Consider the following 21,022-nt stretch of genomic DNA (forward strand, 5'->3'; position numbering starts at 1 on the left):
GGATCCGGCAGATCGAGTCGAAGACGCTCTCGAAGCTGCGTCACCCGTCGCGCTCCCAGAAGCTGCGCGACTACCTCGAATAAAAGGGGCGCGGGCCGTCGTGGGGGTGGCGTTGGAGACGGTTCGGCGGGTGCTGGCCGCCTTCGAGGTGGGTGACGCCGCGGCGCTCGCCGAGCTGCTCGACGAGGACATGGTCCTCGAGGCGCCGGGCGGCGTGGTCGCGCGTGGCAGGGAGGCGGCGACGGCCTACGTCGACGCCTTTCTCGCCGCATTCACCGACCTCACGGCGGACACGCACGTCCTGGCCGAGCAGGACGACATGGTGGTCGAGGAGTACACGCTCGCCGTCACCCACGCGGGCGCCTACACGAGCCCGTGGGGCCCGCGGGTTGAGCCGACCGGCGCCCGGGTCAGCCTGCGGGTCGCCGAGGTCTACCGGGTCCGTGCCGGGCGGGTCGTCGAGAACCGCCTCTACTTCGACGAGTACGCCCTGCTCGCCCAGCTCCGCGCCGCCCGTGCCTGACTCMGCCCGTGCCTGACTCCGCCCGTTTCTGGCTCCCGCCTGGTCCGAAGGCCACGCGGTGATGGCGGAGCCTCGTGTGGCCGGAGGGCGTCAGGCACGGCCTAGTCGCGTGGCCAGGCGAGGGAGGCGGCGGGCAGGGTTCTGGGACGGTCGGAGCCTGCCCGCTGGTCGGCTGGCACCAGTCCGTTCGGGGCCGCCGCCGCGCCGATCGCCGCCGCGGCGGGCGGGTCGGGCGGCGGGGTGGGCGGCCCGCCGAGCAGCGTCTGGAAGACCGCGCGCACGTGGTCGTCCGGGCGGGTGACCGACTCGGCCCACTCGGCGCCGCGCCGGCCGATCCTGGTCAGCCGGGCACGGTCGCGCAGCAGGCCGACCAGCACCTCGGCGAGCGCCCGCGGGGACTCGTCGACGGGGGTCACGCCGGTGACGCCCTCCTGGTAGGCGTCGCGCGAGCCACCGTGCGCCGGGCCGACGACGGCGCAGCCGGCGAGCTGCGCCTCCAGCAGCGTGAGGCCGTATCCCTCGCCGGACGGCCGCGTCCCGCCCGTCCTCGTCCGGGTGCACAGCGCGTACAGGTCGGCGGTCKCGTAGGACCGGGCGAGGGTCTCGTCTTCGGGCGACTCCTGCAGGTCGGTGTCCGGCGTCGCCGACAGCAGCTCGTGCAGCGCCCCCGGCGCGGGACCCTGGCCCGCGACCACGAGGCGGACCTGGCCGAGCTCGGCGCGCACCATCTCCAGCGCGGCCAGCAGCGTGGGCAGCCCCTTGTCCGCCCAGGCGGTGAGCGGGAAGACGCTCAGCACCGTCGGCACCGGGGGGTGCGGCCTGCGCCGGGCACCCTCGGTGAGCAGCGCCGCGCGCCACCCGGCCGGCACCCCGGGCGGCAGTAGCCGGGCGAGCCGCGTGCCGGCGAGCGCTCCGGCGCTGAACGAGCTGACCGTCACCGGGTAGACCAGCGGGTGGCGCGCGAGCAGCGCCCGGTCGGTCGGGGGCATGCGCCAGATGTCGGCGCCGTAGCAGAGCACCGGGACGCGGTGCGCCCCGCCGAGTGAGGCCGCCCCGGCGGCGGCCTTGAGCAGCGACGGGTGGCCGGCGACGAGCGCGTCGAGGTGGCCGAACCGGCGCGCCGCTCCGGCCGCCCGGCGCGCGACGTCCATCCGTGCGGCCAGCTGCGCACCGGTGCTCGCCTGCGTGCCGGTGCCGAAGGAGGTCCTCGCGAGCAGCTCGGTACGCCGGCCGAGCAGGCCGCGGCGGCCTGGCTCGCCGGGCCGGCCTCGCTCGCCGGGCCGCGCCGTCTCCGGCCGGTCGAGACCGTCGGCGTGGCCAGCCGGAGGCAGGTCCAGCCGGGTCAGCGTGGCGCCACCGGCCAGCAGTGCCTCCTCGACGGCGCCTAGGTAGCGCTCCACTCCCGGCCCGGCGGGCGCGGCCAGAAGCAGGACGCGGGGCGTCGAGGGAGCCCCGCCCGATCTCGGGGGCGACGACGATCCGGGCGACACTGGCCGGAGACTGTGCGGCACGGGCAAGGATCCTTTGTCCGACGCGGCAGAGAACAATATGTCATCTCGTGATCGCCGATTGTAGTTCCGAGGCGGGCGTCGCAGTCGGACGTCCTCCCGTGTCGGGACGCCGCGCGGACCCGACGCCGGGCGCGCTGTTCACGTAAAGTGATGTTTCAATAACCTAAGGTGCTTCCATGGCGGGAGCGGCGGACGGTGACCCGGTGGACGAGTACCCGGGCGGCGTCCCCGCCGGCCACCCGGTCCAGGACCAGGAAACAGACCAGGCGCGGGACCGGGAACAGGGCGCGGCGCGGCGCGGCGCCCGGCGAGCGCCCGGCGGCCAGGAGGAGCGGCCGGTGACGGGCGGGCTCGCCGGCCAGGTGCCGCGCCAGGCCGGTCCGCCTGCTGGCCGGCCGGGTGGGCGGCCGGGTGGGCGGGCCGTGCCAGGCATGGCGTTTCCGTACTCGCCGCCCTCGCTGGAGCCGCCCGCGCCGCCGCTCACGCCCGCGCGGCCGGCATGGCCAGAAGAGCCGGCGCGGCCAGAGGCTCCGCTCCCGCTGGACGACCGTGTGCCGGGCGGCGGTGTGCCGGGCGGCGGTGTGCCCGGCGGCGGTGTGCCCGGCGACGGGGCGCGCGACGGCGCCTCGGCGTCGACGGGCGACCAACCACCGCCGGCGCGGTCATCGCGGCTCGGGCGGGTGGGCGGAGCCACGGCGCGTGCCGTCGGGGAGCTTCTCATCACCGTGGGGCTGCTCGTCGCGTTGTTCCTGGCCTACCAGCTGTGGATCACCGACCTGTTCCAGGCGAGGTCGCAGAGCCGGCTGCACGACCGGCTTGCCGCCTCCTGGCAGGCTCCTCCTGCCCCGCCGCCCCCGAAACCCTCGCAGCCGCCGCCCGCGGTGCGGCCGAACCCGGCCGTCGGGCAGGGCTTCGCGGTGCTGCACATCCCGCGCCTTGGCGAGGACTATGCGCCCGTCATTGTCGAAGGCGTCGGCGAGACCCAGCTGGAGGAAGGGCCTGGACACTATCCGGGCACGGCGATGCCGGGGGAAACGGGCAACTTTGTCGTATCGGGTCACCGGACCACCTACGGGAAACCATTCAACCAGCTCGATGAGCTGCACCCCGGCGACCCGGTGGTCGTGGAGGTCTCCGACCGCTACTACGTCTATCGAATGACCAGGTCGGAGGTTGTCGCGCCCGACCGGATTGACGTGACCGATCCGGTGCCGGAACACTCCGATGCCACACCCGTGGAGGCCGTCATGACGATGACGACCTGTCATCCCAAGTACTCGGCGAAAAGCAGGCTCATCGTCTTCGCGTCGCTCGACAGAACCGTCATGAAGACGCCGGGTGCTGGTGTGCCGTTCGCTTCAGGGGAGGCCTGACCCGTGTACGGCTGGATCTACCGCCACCTGCCGGGGCCGACCCCGGTACGGGTGACGCTGGCGCTGCTGCTCGCGGCTGTCGTCGTGACGCTGCTGCTCTTCGTGGTCTTTCCGGCGGTCGAACCCTGGGTTCCACTCAACGATGTCACCATCAGAAGCTGATTGATCGCCATATGGCCATGTTGTCAAGAGCATCGTGACCTATAGTAGTCGTATAGATACTTAAGTCTGCTGTCCCGGGTCGACGTGCCCGGCGGGGCGGGTCCTATGGGCACGCTTGGAGCTCCTTCCCGCGCGCGGTCCGACAACGGGTAAAGAGGCAACGCCGTGGCACCCGACGGAGGTGGCCTGCGGTTTCGCCATGGCCACCAGCGGAAATCCAGGACCGGTCGCTCCGGCAGGTGCGGCGGAGTGTCGGCGGCCCCGAAACTGCCCATCCAGAATTCACCGCGCTTCGGATAACCTCCCGAGCCATGCGTGGTGTGGTCGGACGGCGCGGCGTGGCACGAACCACCCGAACTCGGGAGGCTTGCCGGCGTCATGCCAAACGGTCCACCAAGGGCCTCGGGACAGGGGTCAGGACGCGGCGCGACCGGAATGCGACAACCGTGGTGGAGGCGGTCGCGGAGACGGGGCGCGGCGTCCGGCGCAGGCGTCCGGAAAGGCCGTGGGAGGCGGCATTGCGGGCGCTCGGGCACGTAGGCATCACCAATGGGGGACCGATGCAGAGGCGAAGCCGGACTCCGGCGTCACGTGACTTTTCCGTGGCCCTACCATGACGGCGGCCGGGAGCGCCGCCGAGACGGGCGGAGGCCGAGCCATGGCTCGGCCCACGGGGCCAGCCGGACAGAAGAACGACACAGCGACCACGGCGGGCTCGGACGGGGGTGCCGCGCCCGGGAGGCCCCGGGCCGGGGCGCTCCTGGAAGGGGCCGCCGAAGCGCTGGCGGGTGCGGTCGCCTCGGCTGCCGCGCCAGGTGGGCGCAAGCATGAATCTCTGCCCACGGTCGCGACCGCGAACGCGGGAAACGGTCCGGCGGGCGCGGGTGCGGGTGGGCCCGCCGGCCGGAAGAGCCGAGACGACCTGGGTGCCGACGAGCCGGGCAGGACACGGCCCACCCTGCTCACCGCCCCACGGGTGGCCCGGCCCGCCGAACAGGCGTCCGCGGCGGGGGCCGGCGTGGCGACGGCGCAGGAGTTCGTGGGCGGCGTGGACAGCCCTACGACACCGATGGTCCGAAGGGCGCCGCGTGTCCCGCCGACCCCGGTCGGCCTGGCGCTGGTGAGCCCCGTCGGGGCGAGCGCCGGCGGGCTGGTCGTCCCGGCGCGCCTGGGCTGGCGCCGGGTGGGCTGGCGCTGGGCGGTCCGTCGTCGCGGCGTTCTGCCGCCCGGCGGGAAGCCCACTTCCGGCCCCACGGCGAGCGACCGCCAGCGAGCGAGGGCCGGCGGGGGAGCAGGGGGCGCCGGGGGAACGGGCGGTACCGGGGGAGCGGGCGGCCCCACGGCGCTGACGGTGCCGGCCGGCCGGCCGGAGGCCCTGGCCAGGCCGGTCTCGCCCGGCCTGACCGGGTGGCTGATCGTGCTGGTGGTCGGGCTGTTCGTCACCGTCCTGGTGGGCCTCGCGCTGCTGGCGACCCACGGCGCGTTCGGCGCCGGCTGGAGGGGGCACGCCGGGTTCGTCACCTCGATGCTGGTGGCCACCTCGCTGTGCCTGCTGCCGACGCGGGCGAAGCCGGTACTGCGCCGGTTCCGGGGCCGCGACGAGCTGACAGGCCTGGTCGGGCGGCGTGCCTTCCTCGACGCCGCGACCCGGGTCGTCGGCGGCGGCGAGCACCGGGTGCGCGAGGTCACCCCGGCGGCGCTCGTCCTCGTCGACATCGACCGCTTCCGGGAGATCAACGGCGTCCTCGGCCACGAGAGCGGCGACCGGCTGCTCGCCGTCGTCGCCCACCGGTTGCGTGCCCTGCTGCACCCGTCGGACCTGGCCGCGCGGATCGGCGGCGACGAGTTCGCGGTGCTGCTGCGCGACGCCGGGCCGGGGCGGGCGGAGCTTCTCGCCGGCCGGCTGCGCGACGCGCTGCGCACCCCGGTGCTGCTCGCCGACATCCCGGTGCAGACCGAGGTCAGCGTCGGCATCGCCTATGCCCCGGCACACGGCCGCAGCGCCGCCGAACTGCTGCGCCACGCCGAGGCGGCGATGTACGAGGCGAAGCGGACCCGCGTCGGCCAGCGCACCTACCAGCGCGGCCGGCACGCGCCCACCTCGCCCGGACGGGCCAGGCTGCGGCTGCGCGCCGAGCTGCGCGGCGCCCTCGAACAGGACCAGATCGAGCTGCGCTACCAGCCGAAGGCCGACCCGCGCACCGGCCGGGTCACCGGTCTCGAGGCGCTGGTGCGCTGGCAGCATCCGCGCGAGGGCCTGCGCGGCCCCGGCGTCTTCCTGCCGGAGATGGAGCAGGCCGGTCTGATGCCCCAGCTCACCCGGCGGGTGCTGGACCTCGCCCTCGCCGACTGCGTCTGCTGGCACACTGCCGGCGCGGCGCTCTCGGTGTCGGTGAACGTGCCGCCGTCGATGATCGGCGACGCTGGCTTCGTCGAACTGGTCAGCGACGCGCTGCGCCGCCACAAGCTCGCTCCGCGCGCCCTCGTCGTCGAGGTCACCGAGGAAGCGGTCATCACCGCCAGGGAACAGGCCAGGCGCACGCTCGCCGACCTGCGCGAGCTCGGCGTGCGGGTCAGCCTCGACGACTACGGCACCGGCTTCTGCTCGCTCGCCTACCTGCGGGAGTTGCCGGCCGACGAGGTCAAACTGGACCAGATGTTCCTGCGGGACATGCACCGCGACCCCTCGGCGGCCGAGATCGTCCGCTCGACCGTGTCGCTGGCACACGCCCTGGACCTGCGGATCGTCGCCGAAGGCGTGGAGACGAAGGCCGCGTGGCTGGCGCTGGCCGGCTGGCGCTGCGACGAGGTGCAGGGATACTTCATCTCACCCCCACTGGCCGGCGGGCGGGTTGTCGCCTGGCTCGGCGACTGGGCACGGCGGGTGTCCCGCCAGAACCAGACCGCCGCCGCGTCCACGGCGTCGGCCGGGTCCACGGCGTCGGCCGGGTCCACGGCGTCGGCCGGGTCCACGGCGTCGGCCGCGTCGGCCGGCCAGGACGGGCGGGGTTCCGGCGAGGCACCGGCACCAGGGTCCACGGTGGAGCCGGCCGTGGGGCGGCTCGCGGCCGGGCAGGACGACCCGCGTGACCAGCCGCCGGCGCTCTCCCAGCCCGAGGCGCGGGTCCCGCCCCGCGGCCTGGCCGTGGCCAGGGCGACCGGCCTGGCGATCTCCCCGCTGGTCCCGGCCCAGCCGACGACCAGGACCGGCCAGCTCGGCGCGCCCCGCTCGGCCCCCGCCATCCACACCGCCCCATGCACCACCGCGCGGCCCTCGGAGCCCGTCCGGTCCGGCCAGCGGCGGGGCGTCTGATCCGGCTACCTCCGAGCCGGCGCTTCGTCCGCGGGCACCGTGCCCAGCCACCGGCGTCGCGGTGGCCGTGGCCGTGGCCGTGGCCAACCGGGGCCGACGATCCCACCGGACGATGGCCAGTTGCATGATCTGGTGGCTTTTTCGGAGCCAGGACTCCGAAAAAGCCACCAGATCATGGACGGGCTCCGCACCGTCCTTCACGCGACGGGCGATGCCCCGCGTACGGCGTCGACGCGCGCGAAGGACGGCATCCGGCACCTGGCACCTGGCATCCGGCGCCGGGTGCCCGGCCTCCGGCGTCGGACGCCGTCCGGCTGCCGTCGGCCGGTCTCTGGCGCCGACGCGAAAACGCGTTGCCGACTCTCACGCGGTGGCCGACGCTTGGCCGGTGCTGATCCGACGCGAGATTCCCGCCGACGCCGCGGCGGTCAGAGCCGTCGTCGCGAGTGCCTTTGCGCCCGCCTCCGCCTCCTCCTCCGCCGCCGCGTCCTCCGCCCCCGCCGCCGGCGCCTCCGCCCCCGACTCCGCCCCCGCCCCCGCCTCCGCCCCCGCCTCCGCCTCCGGCGACTCCTCCGCCGCCTCCGCCCCCGCCCCCGCCCCCGCCTCCGCCTCCGACTCCGACTCCGCCTCCGCCGCCGCCCCCGACTCCGACTCCGACTCCGACTCCGCCGCCGGCGCCGGCGCCGGCGGCGACCGTCGTGGCGGCGCGGATGGGACCGGTGAGCCGGTGGAGGCTCGACTCGTCGACGAGCTCCGGGCCAGCGGCGCCTCGCTTCCGGGGCTCTCGCTGGTCGCCCTCGACGAGGAAGGGGCGGTTGTGGGCCACGTGATGTGCTCGCGCGGCCGGGTCGGGGCGACGCCGGTGGTCGCCCTCGGTCCGCTCGCCGTCCGGCCCGACCGCCAGCTCCGTGGTGTCGGCAGCGCCCTGGTCCACGCGGTGGTGGGCGCCGCCGACGCCCTGGACGAGCCGCTGGTGGCCCTGCTCGGCGCTCCGCGCTACTACCGCCGCTTCGGGTTCCGCCCCGCCACCGCCTTTGGCGTCGCCGCCCCCGTGGAGGCATGGGGTGACCATTTCCAGGTCCGCGCACTCACGGCGTACGGAGACGTCCGCGGCCAGTTCGCCTACCCAAAGCCGTTCGACGGTCTCTGACCTGCTTCTGGGATCCCTGGAGCGGGCGCGACGATCGCAGGCGGATTTCCGCCGAAACCACGTTGGTTCACCATGCTGGCGACACCCGCGGCACCCTGAAGTACTCGGCCATCTCCGCGTACGTCATGCCTCAATGAAGGGTCACTCCCGGAGGAGCTGCGGCAGTAGCAGCACCCCGGCCCCGCGGCGGCCGAACCTGCGCGAGCATGTCGTGGAACCGACGAAGGCGGGGCCACCGAACGTCTAGAGGCACCTGCCGGACATCGGTGACGATCTCTCCATGTCGACGATTCTTCTTGCCGGGCCAGCGGGCCTGGGCGCGGGCGTGGCGCCCGCGGCTGACAGTCCTACGTGGGGCATCAGCGGGCCGGCCTTCGCCGTCGGCTACCTGGTCGCGCTGGTACTGGTCGCCCTCGGGGTAATGCTGGTTCGATGGCGGCTGCGCGCCCCGGCCGTCGGTTCGCCCGTATGGCCCCCCCGACGCTCAGACGCGGGCCTCGCGCCCGAGGAGCTTGCCTTCCTCGCGGGCGGCGCGCGGCGCGCTGTGGAGACCACAGTCGTCGCGCTGCGGGAACAGGGGCTCGCGGCCTCCGGAGCGGGAACTGGCCGGGTCGTGACGGCCGGCGCACCTGGGCCGGGCACGCTGACGCCGTTCCAGCGGGCGGTCCGTGACCGGTCCGGCGCCGCGGCCGGCGTCCGGATGTCGACGCTGACCTCGATGGTCGTGAACAGTCCGGCCACCGACGACCTGCGCCGCCGGCTCGTTGGCCTCGGCCTGGTCGTGACGCCTGCCCGTGCGCGGATGCACCGCAAGTTCGCCTGGTGGCCGACCGCATTTCTCGTCGTGGGCTTCATCCGGCTGGTCACCGGCGCGTCCCGCCACCACCCGGTCGGCGTTCTCGCGGTTGAGCTGATCCTCACCGTCGTCATCGCCATCGTCGCCGCGCTGCGCACGAGGTTCGAGGTCCTGACGAGCCGGGGCCGCGGCCTCCTCGCCACCGCCCGACGTGTCTCGACACCACTGCGTACTGGCAGCCTCCCGGGCCAGCGCGCGCAGGCCTACGCCCTCTTCGGCGCCGCCGCCATATGGGCCGCCGACAGTGACCTCGCCCGGCAGCTTGGCTTCCCCCAGCCGTCCGCCAGCGGCGGAGGAGACAGCGCAGGAGGCTGCGGTGGGGGTGGCTGCGGCGGCGGGGGATGTGGTGGCGGCTGCGGCGGCTGAGGCCGTCCACCACTGGCTGCCGCGAACCACTCCGCGGGCAGCCATGGACGCGGCGGCGCCTGCCCACTGACGCCCCGGGTGGGGCTGTCCGCGATGGGTGCCTCGCCCGCCGCCGGGGCCGAGGCGGCGGAAGAAATCGGCGGCATGGGGAGATCGCCACCGATGCCCTGTTGATTTCTTCCGAGCTGTCACGGACCGGCCGTCGTCAGGTCGGCCACATCGGGCCTACCGCTCGGCGGTCATCGCGAGAAAGACCACCACCAAAGACCACCACCGCGGAGCGCGTGCTTTCCTGTCCTGCCTCCGGAATTAGTCGGCGGGACCGGCGGGGGTGGCGTAGAGCTTTTCGAGCTCGCGTTTGAGGAGCTTGCCGGTGGCGTTGTAGGGGAGCTCGGTGGCGAAGCGGACGTATGCCGGGACCTTGAAACGGGCCAGGGCTGCGGCGACCCAGGCCTGAACGTCCTCGGCGGTGACGTCGGCGCCCTCGCGGCGGACGACGACGGCCAGCACCTCCTGGCCGAGCTCGCGGTGCTCGACGCCAATGACGGCGGCGTCGGCGAGGCCGGGGTGCTCGACGAGCCGGTTCTCGATCTCGATCGGGTAGATGTTCTCGCCACCGCGGATGATCATGTCGCGTAGGCGGCTTTCCAGGTAGAGCAGGCCGCCGTCGGCGCGGCCGAAGTCGCCGGTGCGGTACCAGCCGTCGGCGTCGAGGACGGCGGCGGTCGCCTCCTCGTTCTCCCAGTAGCCGAGGAAGACGCTGGGGCAGCGGACGCAGATCTCGCCGATCTCGCCGTCGGGAAGCTCAGCGCCGTCCGGGCCGATGACCTTGATCTCGGACGTCGGCGTCGCGACCCCGAGCGAGCCGGGGGCGTCGCGCAGGCGGGAGCCGCCGGTGGTCGCGCCGATGCCGGCGGTCTCGGTCATGCCGTAGCCGCCGCCGAGGGTGCGGCCGGGCAGCACGTGCCCGATCAGCCGGACGACCTCGGGCGGGAGGGCCGCGCCACCGCCGCCGAGGCCGCGCAGGCTGGACAGGTCGTACTCGTCGAGGCGTGGGTGCTCGAGCAGGCGCAGGAACTGGGTGGGCACGCCGGACCAGCTGGTGACGCCGTACCGCGTGGTCAGGTCAAGGTGGACCGTCGGGTCCCATTTCCCGGGCGGGGCGAAGACCAGCGTCATGCCGTTGTACGGGGCGTGGCTGAGCAGTGGGCCGATGCCGGAGATGTGGAAGAACGGGCCGGCGAGGATCGACACCGGCGGTGGCGGCGGGGCGGGCGCCTGCGCGGGGGCTGGGGAGCCCTGGGACGCGGGCGGCGCCTGGGCCAGCTGGTCGAGAAGCCCGGCGGCGGCGCCGCGCAGGGCGGCGTCGGGGCTGAAGTTGACCAGCGCGCGGTGGGGGAGCAGCGCGCCCTTCGGCCGGCCGGTGGTACCGCTGGTGAACAGGATCGTGACCGGGTCGTCTTCGCTCAGATCCGGGCACAGCGCGAGCAGCGCCGCGGCAACGTCCTCGGCGGCATCCCCATCGACGTCCGAGCCCCCGTCGGTCTCGGCCTCGGTCTCGGTCTCGACGGCGGTGTCGGTCGGCGGGGAGAGCGTGCCGAACAGCTCGGCGAAGGTGAGGACGGGCTGGCGCCCGGCCTCGGGGATTCCGTCGAGGCGGGCGAGGCGGCGCTCGTCGCCGAAGACGACGGTCGGCGTCGTCAGCCGCAGGCCGTGCGCCAGCTCCGGGCCCGTCCACCAGCCGTTGAGCCCGACCGTGACCGCGCCCAGGGACAGCGCGGCCCACATGCCGACGGCGTACTCGGCGCAGTTCGCCGCGACGAAGCCGACCCGGTCACCCTTCGTGACCCCGAACTTGTCGCGCAGTACGCCCGCGACCCGCACGGCGCGCGCGGCGGTCTCGGCGAAGGTCAGCGTGGTCGCGGCACCGGTGGCGTCGGTGAAGACGAGGTAGGGCCGGTCAGGGAAGCGCCGGCAGGCGGACGCCAGTATCGCGGGCAGATGCGGGGGGCGGCCGGCGAAGACGGTCATCTCGACGCCGCGCACCTGTTCACGCGCCAGCTCGAAGGGGGCGCCGGGGCCCATCAACCGGTCCCGCAGGGGTGGGGGCAGGAGGTCACCGTCGGGCCACCGGAGCATCGCGCCTCTCCCATCCTCGGACAACGATCATCTCGACCATGATCGCAGTATGTATATATGATCCGATCTCGGGACATTGTGGTCCAGGGCACACTGGTCGGGCAAGTGGAGGCGGGTGTCACCTCCACCGGTGTTCGCCGCCGGTACGCGGCTGACAGATCACCGCCACCGTGCCGCCGCGGTCGTGGATCGGACCGCCTCGTGACTGTGACGACACGCGGGCGGCGATCATGGTGATCGGGGGCGAGGGCGCGCCCTCGCCCCAGCGGCGCCGACCGTCCGGTCGGACCGTCGGAGTTGTCATGGGTGACATGCCGGCACGCCGGGGGTGGTGGACGCCGTGCGACCGATTGGTCACTTAGAGTCACCGACCGTGTTCTCCACGCGTCGTCTCGATATCGGGGCCGAGCCCAGGGCCCATGACCCGCGCGTTCTGCTGCTGGCCCCGTCCGCGGGGTTGGGCGGTGGCGTCGAGCGTTACCTCGCCACCGTCGAGGAGCGGCTGCGCGCCGGTGGAGCACTGGTCCATCGAGTGGACCTGCGTGGCGCGGCGCGCCCGCTGGACCCGTGGGCGAGGCAGCGCTTCACCGCCGCCGCCGTGCGCGCGGCCGCGCTGCTGGCGCCGCTGGACGCCGTCCTCACCGGCCACCCCGGCCTCATCCCGGTCGCGGCGGCGGCCGCGACCGCCGGGCGGGCCCGGCGCGGGCCGGTGATCGTGTACGGCGTTGACGGCGTTGACGGCATCCGGGCGCACCGGCTGGGCCGGACGCTGCTGAACCGCCACCGGGCGCTGTTCCCGCTGACGACCGGGTCGTACAGCGCTGGGGCGCTGGCGGGCCTTGGCGCGGTCCCGCTGCTGCGGCCGGGCGTCGCGTCGGGTTGGCGGTCGGCTCTCCTCGCCGCGGGTACCCGGGCGGGCCGAGAGGGAGGCGCTTCGCGTCCGCCGACCCGGCCGACCCTGCTGACCGTCCTGCCGTCCGCCACCGGAGCCGACCCCGCGGGCCGCGCCGACCCCGCAAGCCGAGCCGACACCGCCGGCGGCGCTGTCAGGGCCGGCGGCGCTGTCAGGGCTGGCCGCGCGGACCGGGCCGACGGCGGCCTGGCGACGCTGCTCGCCGCGCTGCCGACGGTGCGCCGCGCGGTCGGGCCGGTACGACTGATAGCCGTGGCGCGGGGGCACGCGCCCGCGGCGGCGCGGGCCGCCGTCGCGGCGGCGGGCGACGTGGAACTCGTCGAGGCGCCGGACGACTCGCGGCTGGCCGGGCTGTACGCCGGCGCCGACCTGTTCGTGCTGTGCACGGAGACCGGGCCGAGCCGCGGCGGTGAGGACCATGCCCGAGTGCTGACCGAGGCCCAGCTGGCCGGCTGCCCGGTCGTCGGCCCGGTGCGCGGCGACGCCCGCGACGCCTACATTGACGGGGCGACGGGCGTCACACCGGGTGACGAGTCCCCGGTGGCGCTCGCGGTGGCGCTCACCGACCTGCTCGCCGATCGGGTGAGGCTCGCGCGGATGCGCCGGCGCGCCGCGGAGTGGGCCAGGATGGCCACCGAGCCGGCGGAGCACACCCGGGCGGTCTTCGCCGCGGTCCTCGGCACCCTCCCGGCGGTTCCTGCTCCGGTCCCGACCTCGATCCCGGTCCCGGCCACGGCGACGGCCTTGCCAGGCGGGGCGGCGCGGCCGCCAGCGCGCCGCGCGGCGACTCAGGTGTGGCCCGAGCCGGCCGGGGCGGGGTCTGGACGCGCGTTCTGGTCGGCGGTCCCGGCCGCCCGCGTGGCCCGCGGGGTCGAGGTGGACACGGACCACGTCGAGATGAGTCGCGGCTGGAGCGATGACATCGAGGTAGACGACCTCCGGACCCGCTGACGACCGGTCACGGCGGGTTACGGGCTCCCGGGGACACCCGGTGTCGCGTCCCGGCATCCAGTAGTTAGAGCATTACAGTGAGTCACGAAGTTTGGTCCTGGGCTCGGCCCATCCCGCCCTGCTTCCCCGCCGGAGGAACACATGGTCGGTGCCGGATCCGCGGCCTGCATCGTCACCCTGGCCGCGACGCCGCTGGTCATCGCCTACATGCGACGCCTGTCGGTGCTGGACGTCGCCGGCGAACGTTCGCTGCACACGGTCCCGACGCCGCGGGGCGGCGGGGCGGCTGTCGTGCTYGGCATGTTCTCCGGCGTGTTGACCACGGTGCTCACCAGCGGCCGGGCGAGCGCGCCCGACCTGCTGCCGATGACGCTGGCCATCACGATCTTCGGCCTGATCGGCCTCGCGGAGGACGTCGCCAGCGACGTTGGCGGGATCTCACCGCTGCGCCGGCTCGCGCTGCAGGGGACCGGTGCGGCGGCGGTCACGGCGACGACGGTCCTCTCCGTGACGCTCGTCGGCGACGGGCCTGGGACGGCGCTGCTCGTCGCGGCCGTCGTCGTCGGGCCGTTGTGGGTGACAGCGTTCGTCAACGCCTTCAACTTCATGGACGGTGTCAACGGCATCTCGGCCGCCCAGGCGACGGTCGCCGGGGTCGGCTACGCGCTGGTCGGCACGGTGCACCACAACCCGCCGCTGGTCGCCGGCGGCGTCGTGGTCGCGGGCGCCGCGATCGGCTTCGCGCCCTTCAACCTGCCGCGTGCGCTGGTGTTCCTCGGCGACGTCGGCAGCTACGCGCTCGGCGGGGCGATCGCGGCGCTGGCGCTGCAGGCCGCGCTGTCCGGGGTTGGCGTCGAGGCGGTCGTGGCGCCGGTCGTGCTCTACCTGGCCGACACGGCGACGACGCTGGCCCGCCGGATGCGCGGCGGCGAGCGGTGGTACCTGCCGCACCGCGAGCATGCCTACCAGCGGCTGGCCACCGCCGGCTGGTCACATACGGCGGTCACCGGCTACACCTGCCTGCTCGCGGTGATCTGCGGCGCGCTGGGCCTGGTGACCGCCGCCGGCGCGGCCGCGCCGGCGCGGATCTGCGCGGACCTGGCGATCTGCTTCGTCGTCGCCCGCTACCTCGGCGCCCCCCGGCGCGTCGCGGTGCGCCAGGCCGCCTCGACGACGGCGCCCGTGGTTATCCCCACCCAGCGGGCGGCCGCCGAGCCCGCCACCGCCGAGCCCGCCACCGCCGTCCTCTCGCCGGTCGAGGCCGCTGTCCGCAAGCACCCGTAGACGCGACCAGGACGGCTGCCGCGGCGCGCCCCGCGTCGCCGAGGGCTGGTGCCGCCGCTGGCGGGGGCGGTCGGGTGCAGGTGGGTCGAGAACCGCGCCGACCGCTCGCGACACGGGCGGCTGACGTGCTGTGCGTGGCTGGTGCGTCACACTTCGCGCATGAGGGGTGCTGGAAGTCTGGCTGTCGTCGCCGTGGCCTCGATCGTGAGGTCGGGTTGAGCGCCGCCGGGCACGTCGGCGGCGCCCAGCCGTCCGCCGCGTCGTCCGTCGACCTCGCGCTGTTCGGCATCGCGATCGCCGCCCGCGGCCGGCCCGGTCGGACCGGGGCCGAGGAGGCCGCGTGGACGATGCTGCACCTGGGCGAGGCCGACGACGAACCCGGCCGAGCCAGGGCCGTCGGGCTGCTCGCCGCGCTGCGCCGCGACGGCCTTCCCGCGCGGCTGCGGCTGGTGGGGCCGATCCCGGCGGTGCAGCGTGGCCGGCTCCTTACCCGCGCGACGGCGGGCGGCGTCATCGGTGCGCTCGACCTGCCGGGCGAGCGCGCGCCGCACGAGGTGGCCCGGCTGCTGGTCGAGGCTGCCCTGCTCGTCGTGCCGGCACCTGCCCACGTCATCGCAGCGGAAGGCGATGCCACCCCGGCGGGCGGCGCCACCCCGGAAGGCGATGCCACCCCGGCGGGCGGCGCCACTCCGGCGGGCGGCGCCACCGCGGACGGTGGTGGCGCCTTGGAGGGCGGTGACGGCGCGAAGGGCGGTTCCGGTGGGGTGCCCGACCTGGTGTCCGCCGTGCTGGCCGGATGCGCGGCCGGCACGCCGGTGCTCGCGACTGATCTGCCCGCCCTGCGCTCGGTCGTCGCGGTGCTTCCCGGCGTGACCCTGCTGGCCCCGGGCTCGCCGGACGACGCCTGGGTGCGGGCCGCCGCCGGGCCGCTGCCCGTCCCACCCACCCCTGACGAACGTTGGGCCGCGCTGCGCCGGTTGCGCCGCTCGCCGTTCTGCGCGCAGGGCCCCACCCTCGCGGGGGAGTCTGGCTGAGCTGGCCGCGCTCGACCGGGCTGGCTGCGCCCGGCTGAGCCAGGCCGCGCTCGCCTGGGCCCGACACCCGCTGATGGGTGAGATTTCGTCATCACATCCAGCCGGATCGTGCCGGCACATCGGACCGTCGCGTCCGGCCCGTACCGTTTGTCCTACCCACGATGTATGGTTAGCAAGGCTAAGTAACTCGACGGCGATGCGATCGTCACCGAGCCCGCTGCGCTGATATCGGCGAGGCGGGGAATGCCAGGATGGGCAACGAGGCCACCCGGCCGGTGCCCGGCCGCGACCGCGGCCAGAGTGTGGGCCGGGGGGCGCGCGGTGCGCCGGGTCGAACAGAACCCGGCGTGGTCGGCGCGACAGCGTGGTTCCGCGTGACATGGAGGAGACGACGAACATGGACAGCTTCGGCAGCACCGGGCAGCTCGTGGTGGGGGAGCGCACCTACACGATCAGACGGCTGGACGCGGTGCCCGGTGCTGACCGCCTGCCCTACAGCCTGCGGGTGCTCCTGGAGAACCTGCTGCGCACCGAGGACGGCGCGAACATCACCGCCGACCACGTACGGGCGCTGGCCGGCTGGGACCCGAGCGCGGAGCCGAGCCAGGAGATCCAGTTCACCCCCGCCCGGGTGATCATGCAGGACTTCACCGGCGTGCCCTGCGTCGTCGACCTCGCCGCCATGCGCGAGGCGATGGTGGCGCTCGGCGGCGACCCGGCGAAGATCAACCCGCTGGCCCCGGCGGAGCTGGTCATCGACCACTCGATCATCGCCGACCACTTCGGCCGCCCCGACGCGTTCGACCTGAACGCGGCCCTGGAGTTCAACCGGAACCGGGAGCGCTACCAGTTCCTGCGCTGGGGCCAGGCCGCGTTCGACAACTTCACCGTCGTGCCGCCGAACACCGGCATCGTCCACCAGGTCAACCTGGAGCACCTCGCCCGCGTGGTCTTCACCAGGCAGACCCCCGAGGGCACCCTGGCCTACCCGGACACCCTCGTCGGCACCGACAGCCACACCACCATGATCAACGGTCTGGGCGTGCTGGGCTGGGGCGTCGGCGGCATCGAGGCCGAGGCCGCCATGCTCGGCCAGCCGGTGAGCATGCTGATCCCGACCGTCGTCGGCTTCAAGCTGACCGGCGAGCTGCCCGCCGGCACCACCGCCACCGACATGGTGCTGGTCATCACCGAGAAGCTGCGCAAGCACGGCGTCGTCGGCCGGTTCGTCGAGTTCTACGGCGAGGGCGTCACCTCCGTCCCGCTGGCCAACCGGGCCACGATCGGGAACATGAGCCCCGAGTACGGCTCCACCTGCGCGATCTTCCCGGTCGACCAGGAGACGCTGAACTACCTGAAGCTCTCGGGCCGCCCGGACGAGCTCATCGCGCTCGTCGAGGCCTACGCCAAGGAGCAGGGCCTCTGGCACGACCCGTCGCACGAGGCCAGCTACACGACGACCCTGGAGCTCGACCTCTCGACGGTCGAGCCGTCGCTCGCCGGCCCCAAGCGCCCGCAGGACCGGGTGCCGCTGGCCACCRCCAAGCCGAAGTTCCGCGCGGCGCTCGCCGACTACGCCAAGGCCGCCGTGCTCGCCCCCGGCGGCGCCGACGAGGCCGACGACGAGTCGTTCCCGGCCTCCGACGTCCCGTCCGCGATCGGCGACAAGCCGGGCGACGCCCCCGCCTCGTCGAACGGGATCAGCGGTGCCCTCGACGGCCGGCCGTCGAACCCGACCGAGGTGACCCTCGCCGACGGCACGTCGTTCACGATCGACCACGGCGCGGTCGCGATCGCGGCGATCACGTCCTGCACCAACACGTCGAACCCGCAGGTCATGATCGGCGCGGCGCTGCTCGCCCGCAACGCCGTCGAGAAGGGCCTGACCCGCAAGCCGTGGGTCAAGACCACGCTCGCCCCCGGGTCCAAGGTCGTCATGGACTACTACGAGCGGGCCGGGCTGGTGCCCTACCTGGACAAGGTCGGCTTCAACCTGGTCGGCTACGGCTGCACCACCTGCATCGGCAACTCGGGCCCGCTGCAGGACGAGATCAGCGCCGGGGTCAACGAGGGCGACCTCGCGGTCGTGTCGGTCCTGTCCGGCAACCGGAACTTCGAGGGCCGGATCAACCCGGACATCAAGATGAACTACCTGGCGTCRCCGCCGCTGGTCGTCGCCTACGCGCTGGCCGGCACGATGGACGTCGACCTGACGAACGACCCGCTGGGCACCGACCCCGAGGGCAACCCGGTCTACCTGCGCGACATCTGGCCGACGGAGGCCGAGGTCTCGGCCGTCGTCGCGGACGCGATCACGTCGGACATGTTCAAGCGGGACTACGCCGACCTTTCCGGCGACGAGCGGTGGCAGTCGCTTCCGGTCGGTGACGGCGGCGAGGTGTCCCAGACGTTCGGCTGGGCGCCCGACTCCACCTACGTGCGGCACCCACCGTATTTCGAGGGCATGGACCGGACCCCGTCCCCGCGGACCGACATCGTCGGCGCCCGGGTGCTCGCGGTGCTGGGCGACTCGGTCACCACCGACCACATCTCGCCCGCCGGCAACATCAAGAAGGACTCGCCCGCCGGCCGCTATCTGACCGAGCACGGCGTCGCCGCCGGTGACTTCAACTCCTACGGCTCGCGCCGCGGCAATCACGAGGTCATGATCCGCGGCACGTTCGCCAACATCCGGCTGCGCAACCTGCTCGCCCCCGGCACCGAGGGTGGCGTCACCCGCCACCTGCCCGACGGCGAGCAGCTCGCGATCTACGACGCGGCCCAGAAGTACGCCGCCGAGGGTGTGCCGCTGGTCGTGCTGGCCGGTAAGGAGTACGGCTCCGGCTCATCGCGTGACTGGGCGGCCAAGGGCACCGCGCTGCTCGGCGTCCGCGTCGTCATCGCCGAGAGCTACGAGCGGATCCATCGCTCGAACCTCATCGGCATGGGCGTGCTCCCGCTGCAGTTCCAGCCCGGCGACTCGGCCGCGTCACTCGGCCTGACCGGCGAGGAGGTCTTCACCGTCACCGGCCTCGCCGAGATCAGCGAGAAGACCACGACCCTGACCGTCCAGGCCGGCGACAGGTCGTTCGAGGCCGTCGTCCGCATCGACACCCCCGGCGAGGCGGACTACTACCGCCACGGCGGCATCCTCCCCTACGTCCTGCGCTCCCTGATCTGACGCGGATGTAACGCATAGGCACGACAAAGGAGCCCGGGAGCCACTCCCGGGCTCCTTTCCGTTCGCGCCCTCAATGGTAGTGTCGACTCGGGCACTGTCTGAGCCGGTAGAAGGCCCGGTGGTGAGCCATTCGCTGTGCGCTCGAYCATCTGGAGACTGCGGCCGGGATGATACCGATGGTGATACCATCGGGCGGTGGCTATGACGTTGCGGTTGACGGACGACGAAACCGAGGCGTTGCGGCTTCGCTCGGAGCGGGAGCACCGGTCGATGCAGGAGATCGCACGTCAGGCGATCCGCGAGTACATCGAGGCACACAGTCGTGCGGAGTYGCTCGACCAGGTTCTCGATGAGGAGCTCCCCCGCTATGCGGAGGCCCTGCGCAGACTTGGCGAATGAGTTGGCTGGAGTGCGGTGCTCTACCTGAGCCTTCGTGAGCTGCTCCTTGTCGGCGAGCGTGCGCTTGGCGCGAAGGTGATGGTCCGGGATCATGGCCTGCTAGCCTCCGCGCTTGCCCGGCCCCGTGCGACCGTCTTTGGGCGGGATGCCTATCCATCGCTCGACCTGAAGGCGGCGGCGCTGCTGCACTCACTCGCGCGCAACCATGCCTTGGTCGACGGGAACAAACGACTGGCGCTCGCCGCCCTCATTGCTTTCTACGGCGTGAATGGTCACCGCATGACGTTGACCAACGACGAGGCGTACGACCTCGTAATAGGGGTCGCGGCAGGCAAGTTGGACACCGTCGAGGAGATCGCTGAGGTGCTCGCGGACGCGACGGAATCTCGACCTTGATCGATCGACGCGCCCTGGCGGAAACCGCGCTGGTGAGTGGGTCAGGCCGGGATGAGGGCGTAAGCGCGGGCGGGGGAGCCGGTGCCGCCGACGATCGGGAGCGGGGCGACGATCAGCAACGCGCCCGTGGCTGGGAGCCTGTCGAGGTTCTGGAGCTGGGTGAGGCCGAACTTGCCCGCGCCCAGCAGGTGGTGGTGGACCGGGAAGACCGGGTCCAGGGCGCCGGCGCAGCCGGCGTCGATGCCCACGGTCTCGACGCCGAAGCCGGAGATTGGTGACTGCGCCAACCATTCAGCGCCGGCGGCCGAGACGCCGGGGGTGTGCGGGCCGTTGTCGTCGGCGTTGAGGAAGGCGGCCCCGTCGGTCGAGTACCTCGACCAGCCGGTCCGGTACAGCAGCCAGGCCCCGTCGGGCAGCGGGCCGTTCGCGGCCACCCAGGCGTCCAGATGGGCGGGCTCCAGCAGGAAGTCGGGGTTTTCCGCCGCCTCGGCCGTGAAGTCGAGGACGACTGCCGGGCCGAAGAGGCGCGCCGGCGGGATCCGGTCGACCGAGAGACCGCCCCGGCCCGACGCCCAGTGCACCGGGGCGTCCAGGTGCGTGCCGGTGTGCTCGCCGGTGTGGATGTTGTTCCAGCCCCAGAACGGACCGGCCTCGTCGAAGTCGCTGATCTTCTCCAGCGACAGCGGGATCGTGTTCGCGAACGGCGCCGGCAGCCGCAGGATCGGCGTCTCGGATGAGAGCGGGGCGGTCAGGTCGACGATCGTCACCTCACCGGAGGTGAGGGCCGTGAGCAGGGAATCGACGACGGTCATGCACGAACCTTCCCGCGAGAGCTGGCCACCGTGGCGGCGAGCCAACCCACACATGCTGTCAGCGGCTGTGGCCATGGGCTGTGGGGCCGGAAGCGACGTGTCCGACCACCAGAGGTCATGGGAGAACGGCGACGCCCACCACGGCCCGGGGCGGACGAGACCCTGGCCGCGCGGTGGCGGGCCGACTCGGCGGTGATCTACGAAAAACGGTGATCTACGAAGGGCAGCCTAGTGCAGCCGCGCGTAAATCTTGCTGGTCTGGTTGGTGGTCATTTGGTCCAGGCGGTGGGGTCGCCGGCGTAGAGCCCGCAGGCGCAGTCGAGTGCCTGTTCGGGGGTGGCGGTGGGCTGCCCGTCCGGTAGGTAGGAGTCCTCGTAGGCGCCGCGGCTGTCGAGGTAGATCGCGAAGCCCCACCGGTCGGGCCGGCCGGTGTAGCGCAGCCGGCACAACGGGTAGGGGTTGGCGTCGGCGGGGTCGTCGGTGAAGACCGCGTCGAGGTAGGCGAAGTCGCCGCGGTAGCGGATGGTCAGGTCGCGCAGCTGGGGCCAGCGGGCGGTGTGTCGGGTGTGTAGGCGGTGTTGCAGCACTACCCGGGCCGTCTCGGGGATCTTCGCCACGTCTCTATCCTGCCCGTCCCGGTGTGTCGGGCCCGCGTGCGG

The 21,022-nt window shown here is 73.6% G+C and carries 16 protein-coding genes; 12 read left to right on the top strand and 4 right to left on the bottom strand.

Annotated features, from left to right (window positions below; translation table 11 throughout):
* Positions 1–100 precede the first annotated feature (100 nt).
* Positions 101–523, top strand: coding sequence for an ester cyclase (locus BL253_RS37325; protein ID WP_076822722.1), 423 nt, complete (start codon positions 101–103; stop codon positions 521–523).
* A 101-nt stretch (positions 524–624) separates the two neighbouring features.
* Here BL253_RS37325 and BL253_RS37330 read toward each other — a convergent pair whose 3' ends face one another.
* On the bottom strand, positions 625–2,034 hold the full coding sequence (locus BL253_RS37330) for a glycosyltransferase family 4 protein (RefSeq protein WP_076822724.1): 1,410 nt from the start codon (positions 2,032–2,034) through the stop codon (positions 625–627).
* Positions 2,035–2,210: 176 nt separating this feature from the next.
* Here BL253_RS37330 and BL253_RS37335 point away from each other — a divergent pair, with 176 nt between their 5' ends.
* From BL253_RS37335 to BL253_RS37355, 5 genes are all read left to right on the top strand, one after another.
* Entirely contained in the window at positions 2,211–3,407 is a 1,197-nt protein-coding gene (locus BL253_RS37335; protein WP_076822726.1) for a class E sortase, read from the top strand.
* A gap of 3 nt (positions 3,408–3,410) precedes the next feature.
* Positions 3,411–3,569 carry a hypothetical protein gene (locus BL253_RS43245; protein ID WP_096336185.1) on the top strand — a complete coding sequence of 53 codons (159 nt, stop codon included), beginning with the start codon at positions 3,411–3,413 and terminating at the stop codon, positions 3,567–3,569.
* Positions 3,570–4,227: 658 nt separating this feature from the next.
* Positions 4,228–6,882: a putative bifunctional diguanylate cyclase/phosphodiesterase gene (locus BL253_RS37340; RefSeq protein ID WP_241835493.1), complete on the top strand. Its 2,655-nt coding sequence runs from the start codon at positions 4,228–4,230 to the stop codon at positions 6,880–6,882.
* A gap of 388 nt (positions 6,883–7,270) precedes the next feature.
* Complete coding sequence (locus BL253_RS44525; RefSeq protein ID WP_241835494.1) at positions 7,271–8,032, top strand: GNAT family N-acetyltransferase; 762 nt, start codon at positions 7,271–7,273, stop codon at positions 8,030–8,032.
* A gap of 280 nt (positions 8,033–8,312) precedes the next feature.
* Positions 8,313–9,254 (top strand): TIGR04222 domain-containing membrane protein, encoded by a 942-nt coding sequence (locus BL253_RS37355; RefSeq protein ID WP_081439083.1) that lies wholly within the window; start codon positions 8,313–8,315, stop codon positions 9,252–9,254.
* A gap of 309 nt (positions 9,255–9,563) precedes the next feature.
* Here the strand turns inward: BL253_RS37355 and BL253_RS37360 are convergent, their stop codons facing one another.
* Complete coding sequence (locus BL253_RS37360) at positions 9,564–11,393, bottom strand: class I adenylate-forming enzyme family protein (protein ID WP_076822731.1); 1,830 nt, start codon at positions 11,391–11,393, stop codon at positions 9,564–9,566.
* A 373-nt stretch (positions 11,394–11,766) separates the two neighbouring features.
* On the opposite strand from BL253_RS37360, the gene BL253_RS37365 reads away from it, so the two are divergent.
* From BL253_RS37365 to BL253_RS37390, 6 genes are all read left to right on the top strand, one after another.
* The gene (locus BL253_RS37365; protein WP_076822733.1) at positions 11,767–13,257 is read left to right on the top strand and encodes a glycosyltransferase; all 1,491 of its coding nucleotides are present in this window, start codon (positions 11,767–11,769) and stop codon (positions 13,255–13,257) included.
* 141 nt (positions 13,258–13,398) lie between these two features.
* Complete coding sequence (locus tag BL253_RS37370; protein WP_076822735.1) at positions 13,399–14,541, top strand: MraY family glycosyltransferase; 1,143 nt, start codon at positions 13,399–13,401, stop codon at positions 14,539–14,541.
* 215 nt (positions 14,542–14,756) lie between these two features.
* Positions 14,757–15,575: a hypothetical protein gene (locus BL253_RS37375; RefSeq protein ID WP_076822737.1), complete on the top strand. Its 819-nt coding sequence runs from the start codon at positions 14,757–14,759 to the stop codon at positions 15,573–15,575.
* Between the two features lie 397 nt (positions 15,576–15,972).
* Positions 15,973–18,756: an aconitate hydratase gene (locus BL253_RS37380; RefSeq protein WP_076822745.1), complete on the top strand. Its 2,784-nt coding sequence runs from the start codon at positions 15,973–15,975 to the stop codon at positions 18,754–18,756.
* Between the two features lie 201 nt (positions 18,757–18,957).
* Positions 18,958–19,155 carry a ribbon-helix-helix protein, CopG family gene (locus BL253_RS37385; protein WP_076822739.1) on the top strand — a complete coding sequence of 66 codons (198 nt, stop codon included), beginning with the start codon at positions 18,958–18,960 and terminating at the stop codon, positions 19,153–19,155.
* A 15-nt stretch (positions 19,156–19,170) separates the two neighbouring features.
* Entirely contained in the window at positions 19,171–19,551 is a 381-nt protein-coding gene (locus tag BL253_RS37390) for a type II toxin-antitoxin system death-on-curing family toxin (RefSeq protein WP_076822741.1), read from the top strand.
* 41 nt (positions 19,552–19,592) lie between these two features.
* On the opposite strand, the gene BL253_RS37395 is transcribed toward BL253_RS37390, so the two are convergent.
* Positions 19,593–20,363 (bottom strand): cyclase family protein, encoded by a 771-nt coding sequence (locus BL253_RS37395; RefSeq protein ID WP_076822743.1) that lies wholly within the window; start codon positions 20,361–20,363, stop codon positions 19,593–19,595.
* Positions 20,364–20,632: 269 nt separating this feature from the next.
* On the bottom strand, positions 20,633–21,022 hold a 390-nt coding region (locus BL253_RS37400), incomplete at its 5' end, for a hypothetical protein (protein ID WP_241835495.1).

The sequence above is a fragment of the Pseudofrankia asymbiotica genome, assembly GCF_001983105.1.
In the GTDB taxonomy this organism is placed as follows: Bacteria; Actinomycetota; Actinomycetes; order Frankiales; family Frankiaceae; genus Pseudofrankia; species Pseudofrankia asymbiotica.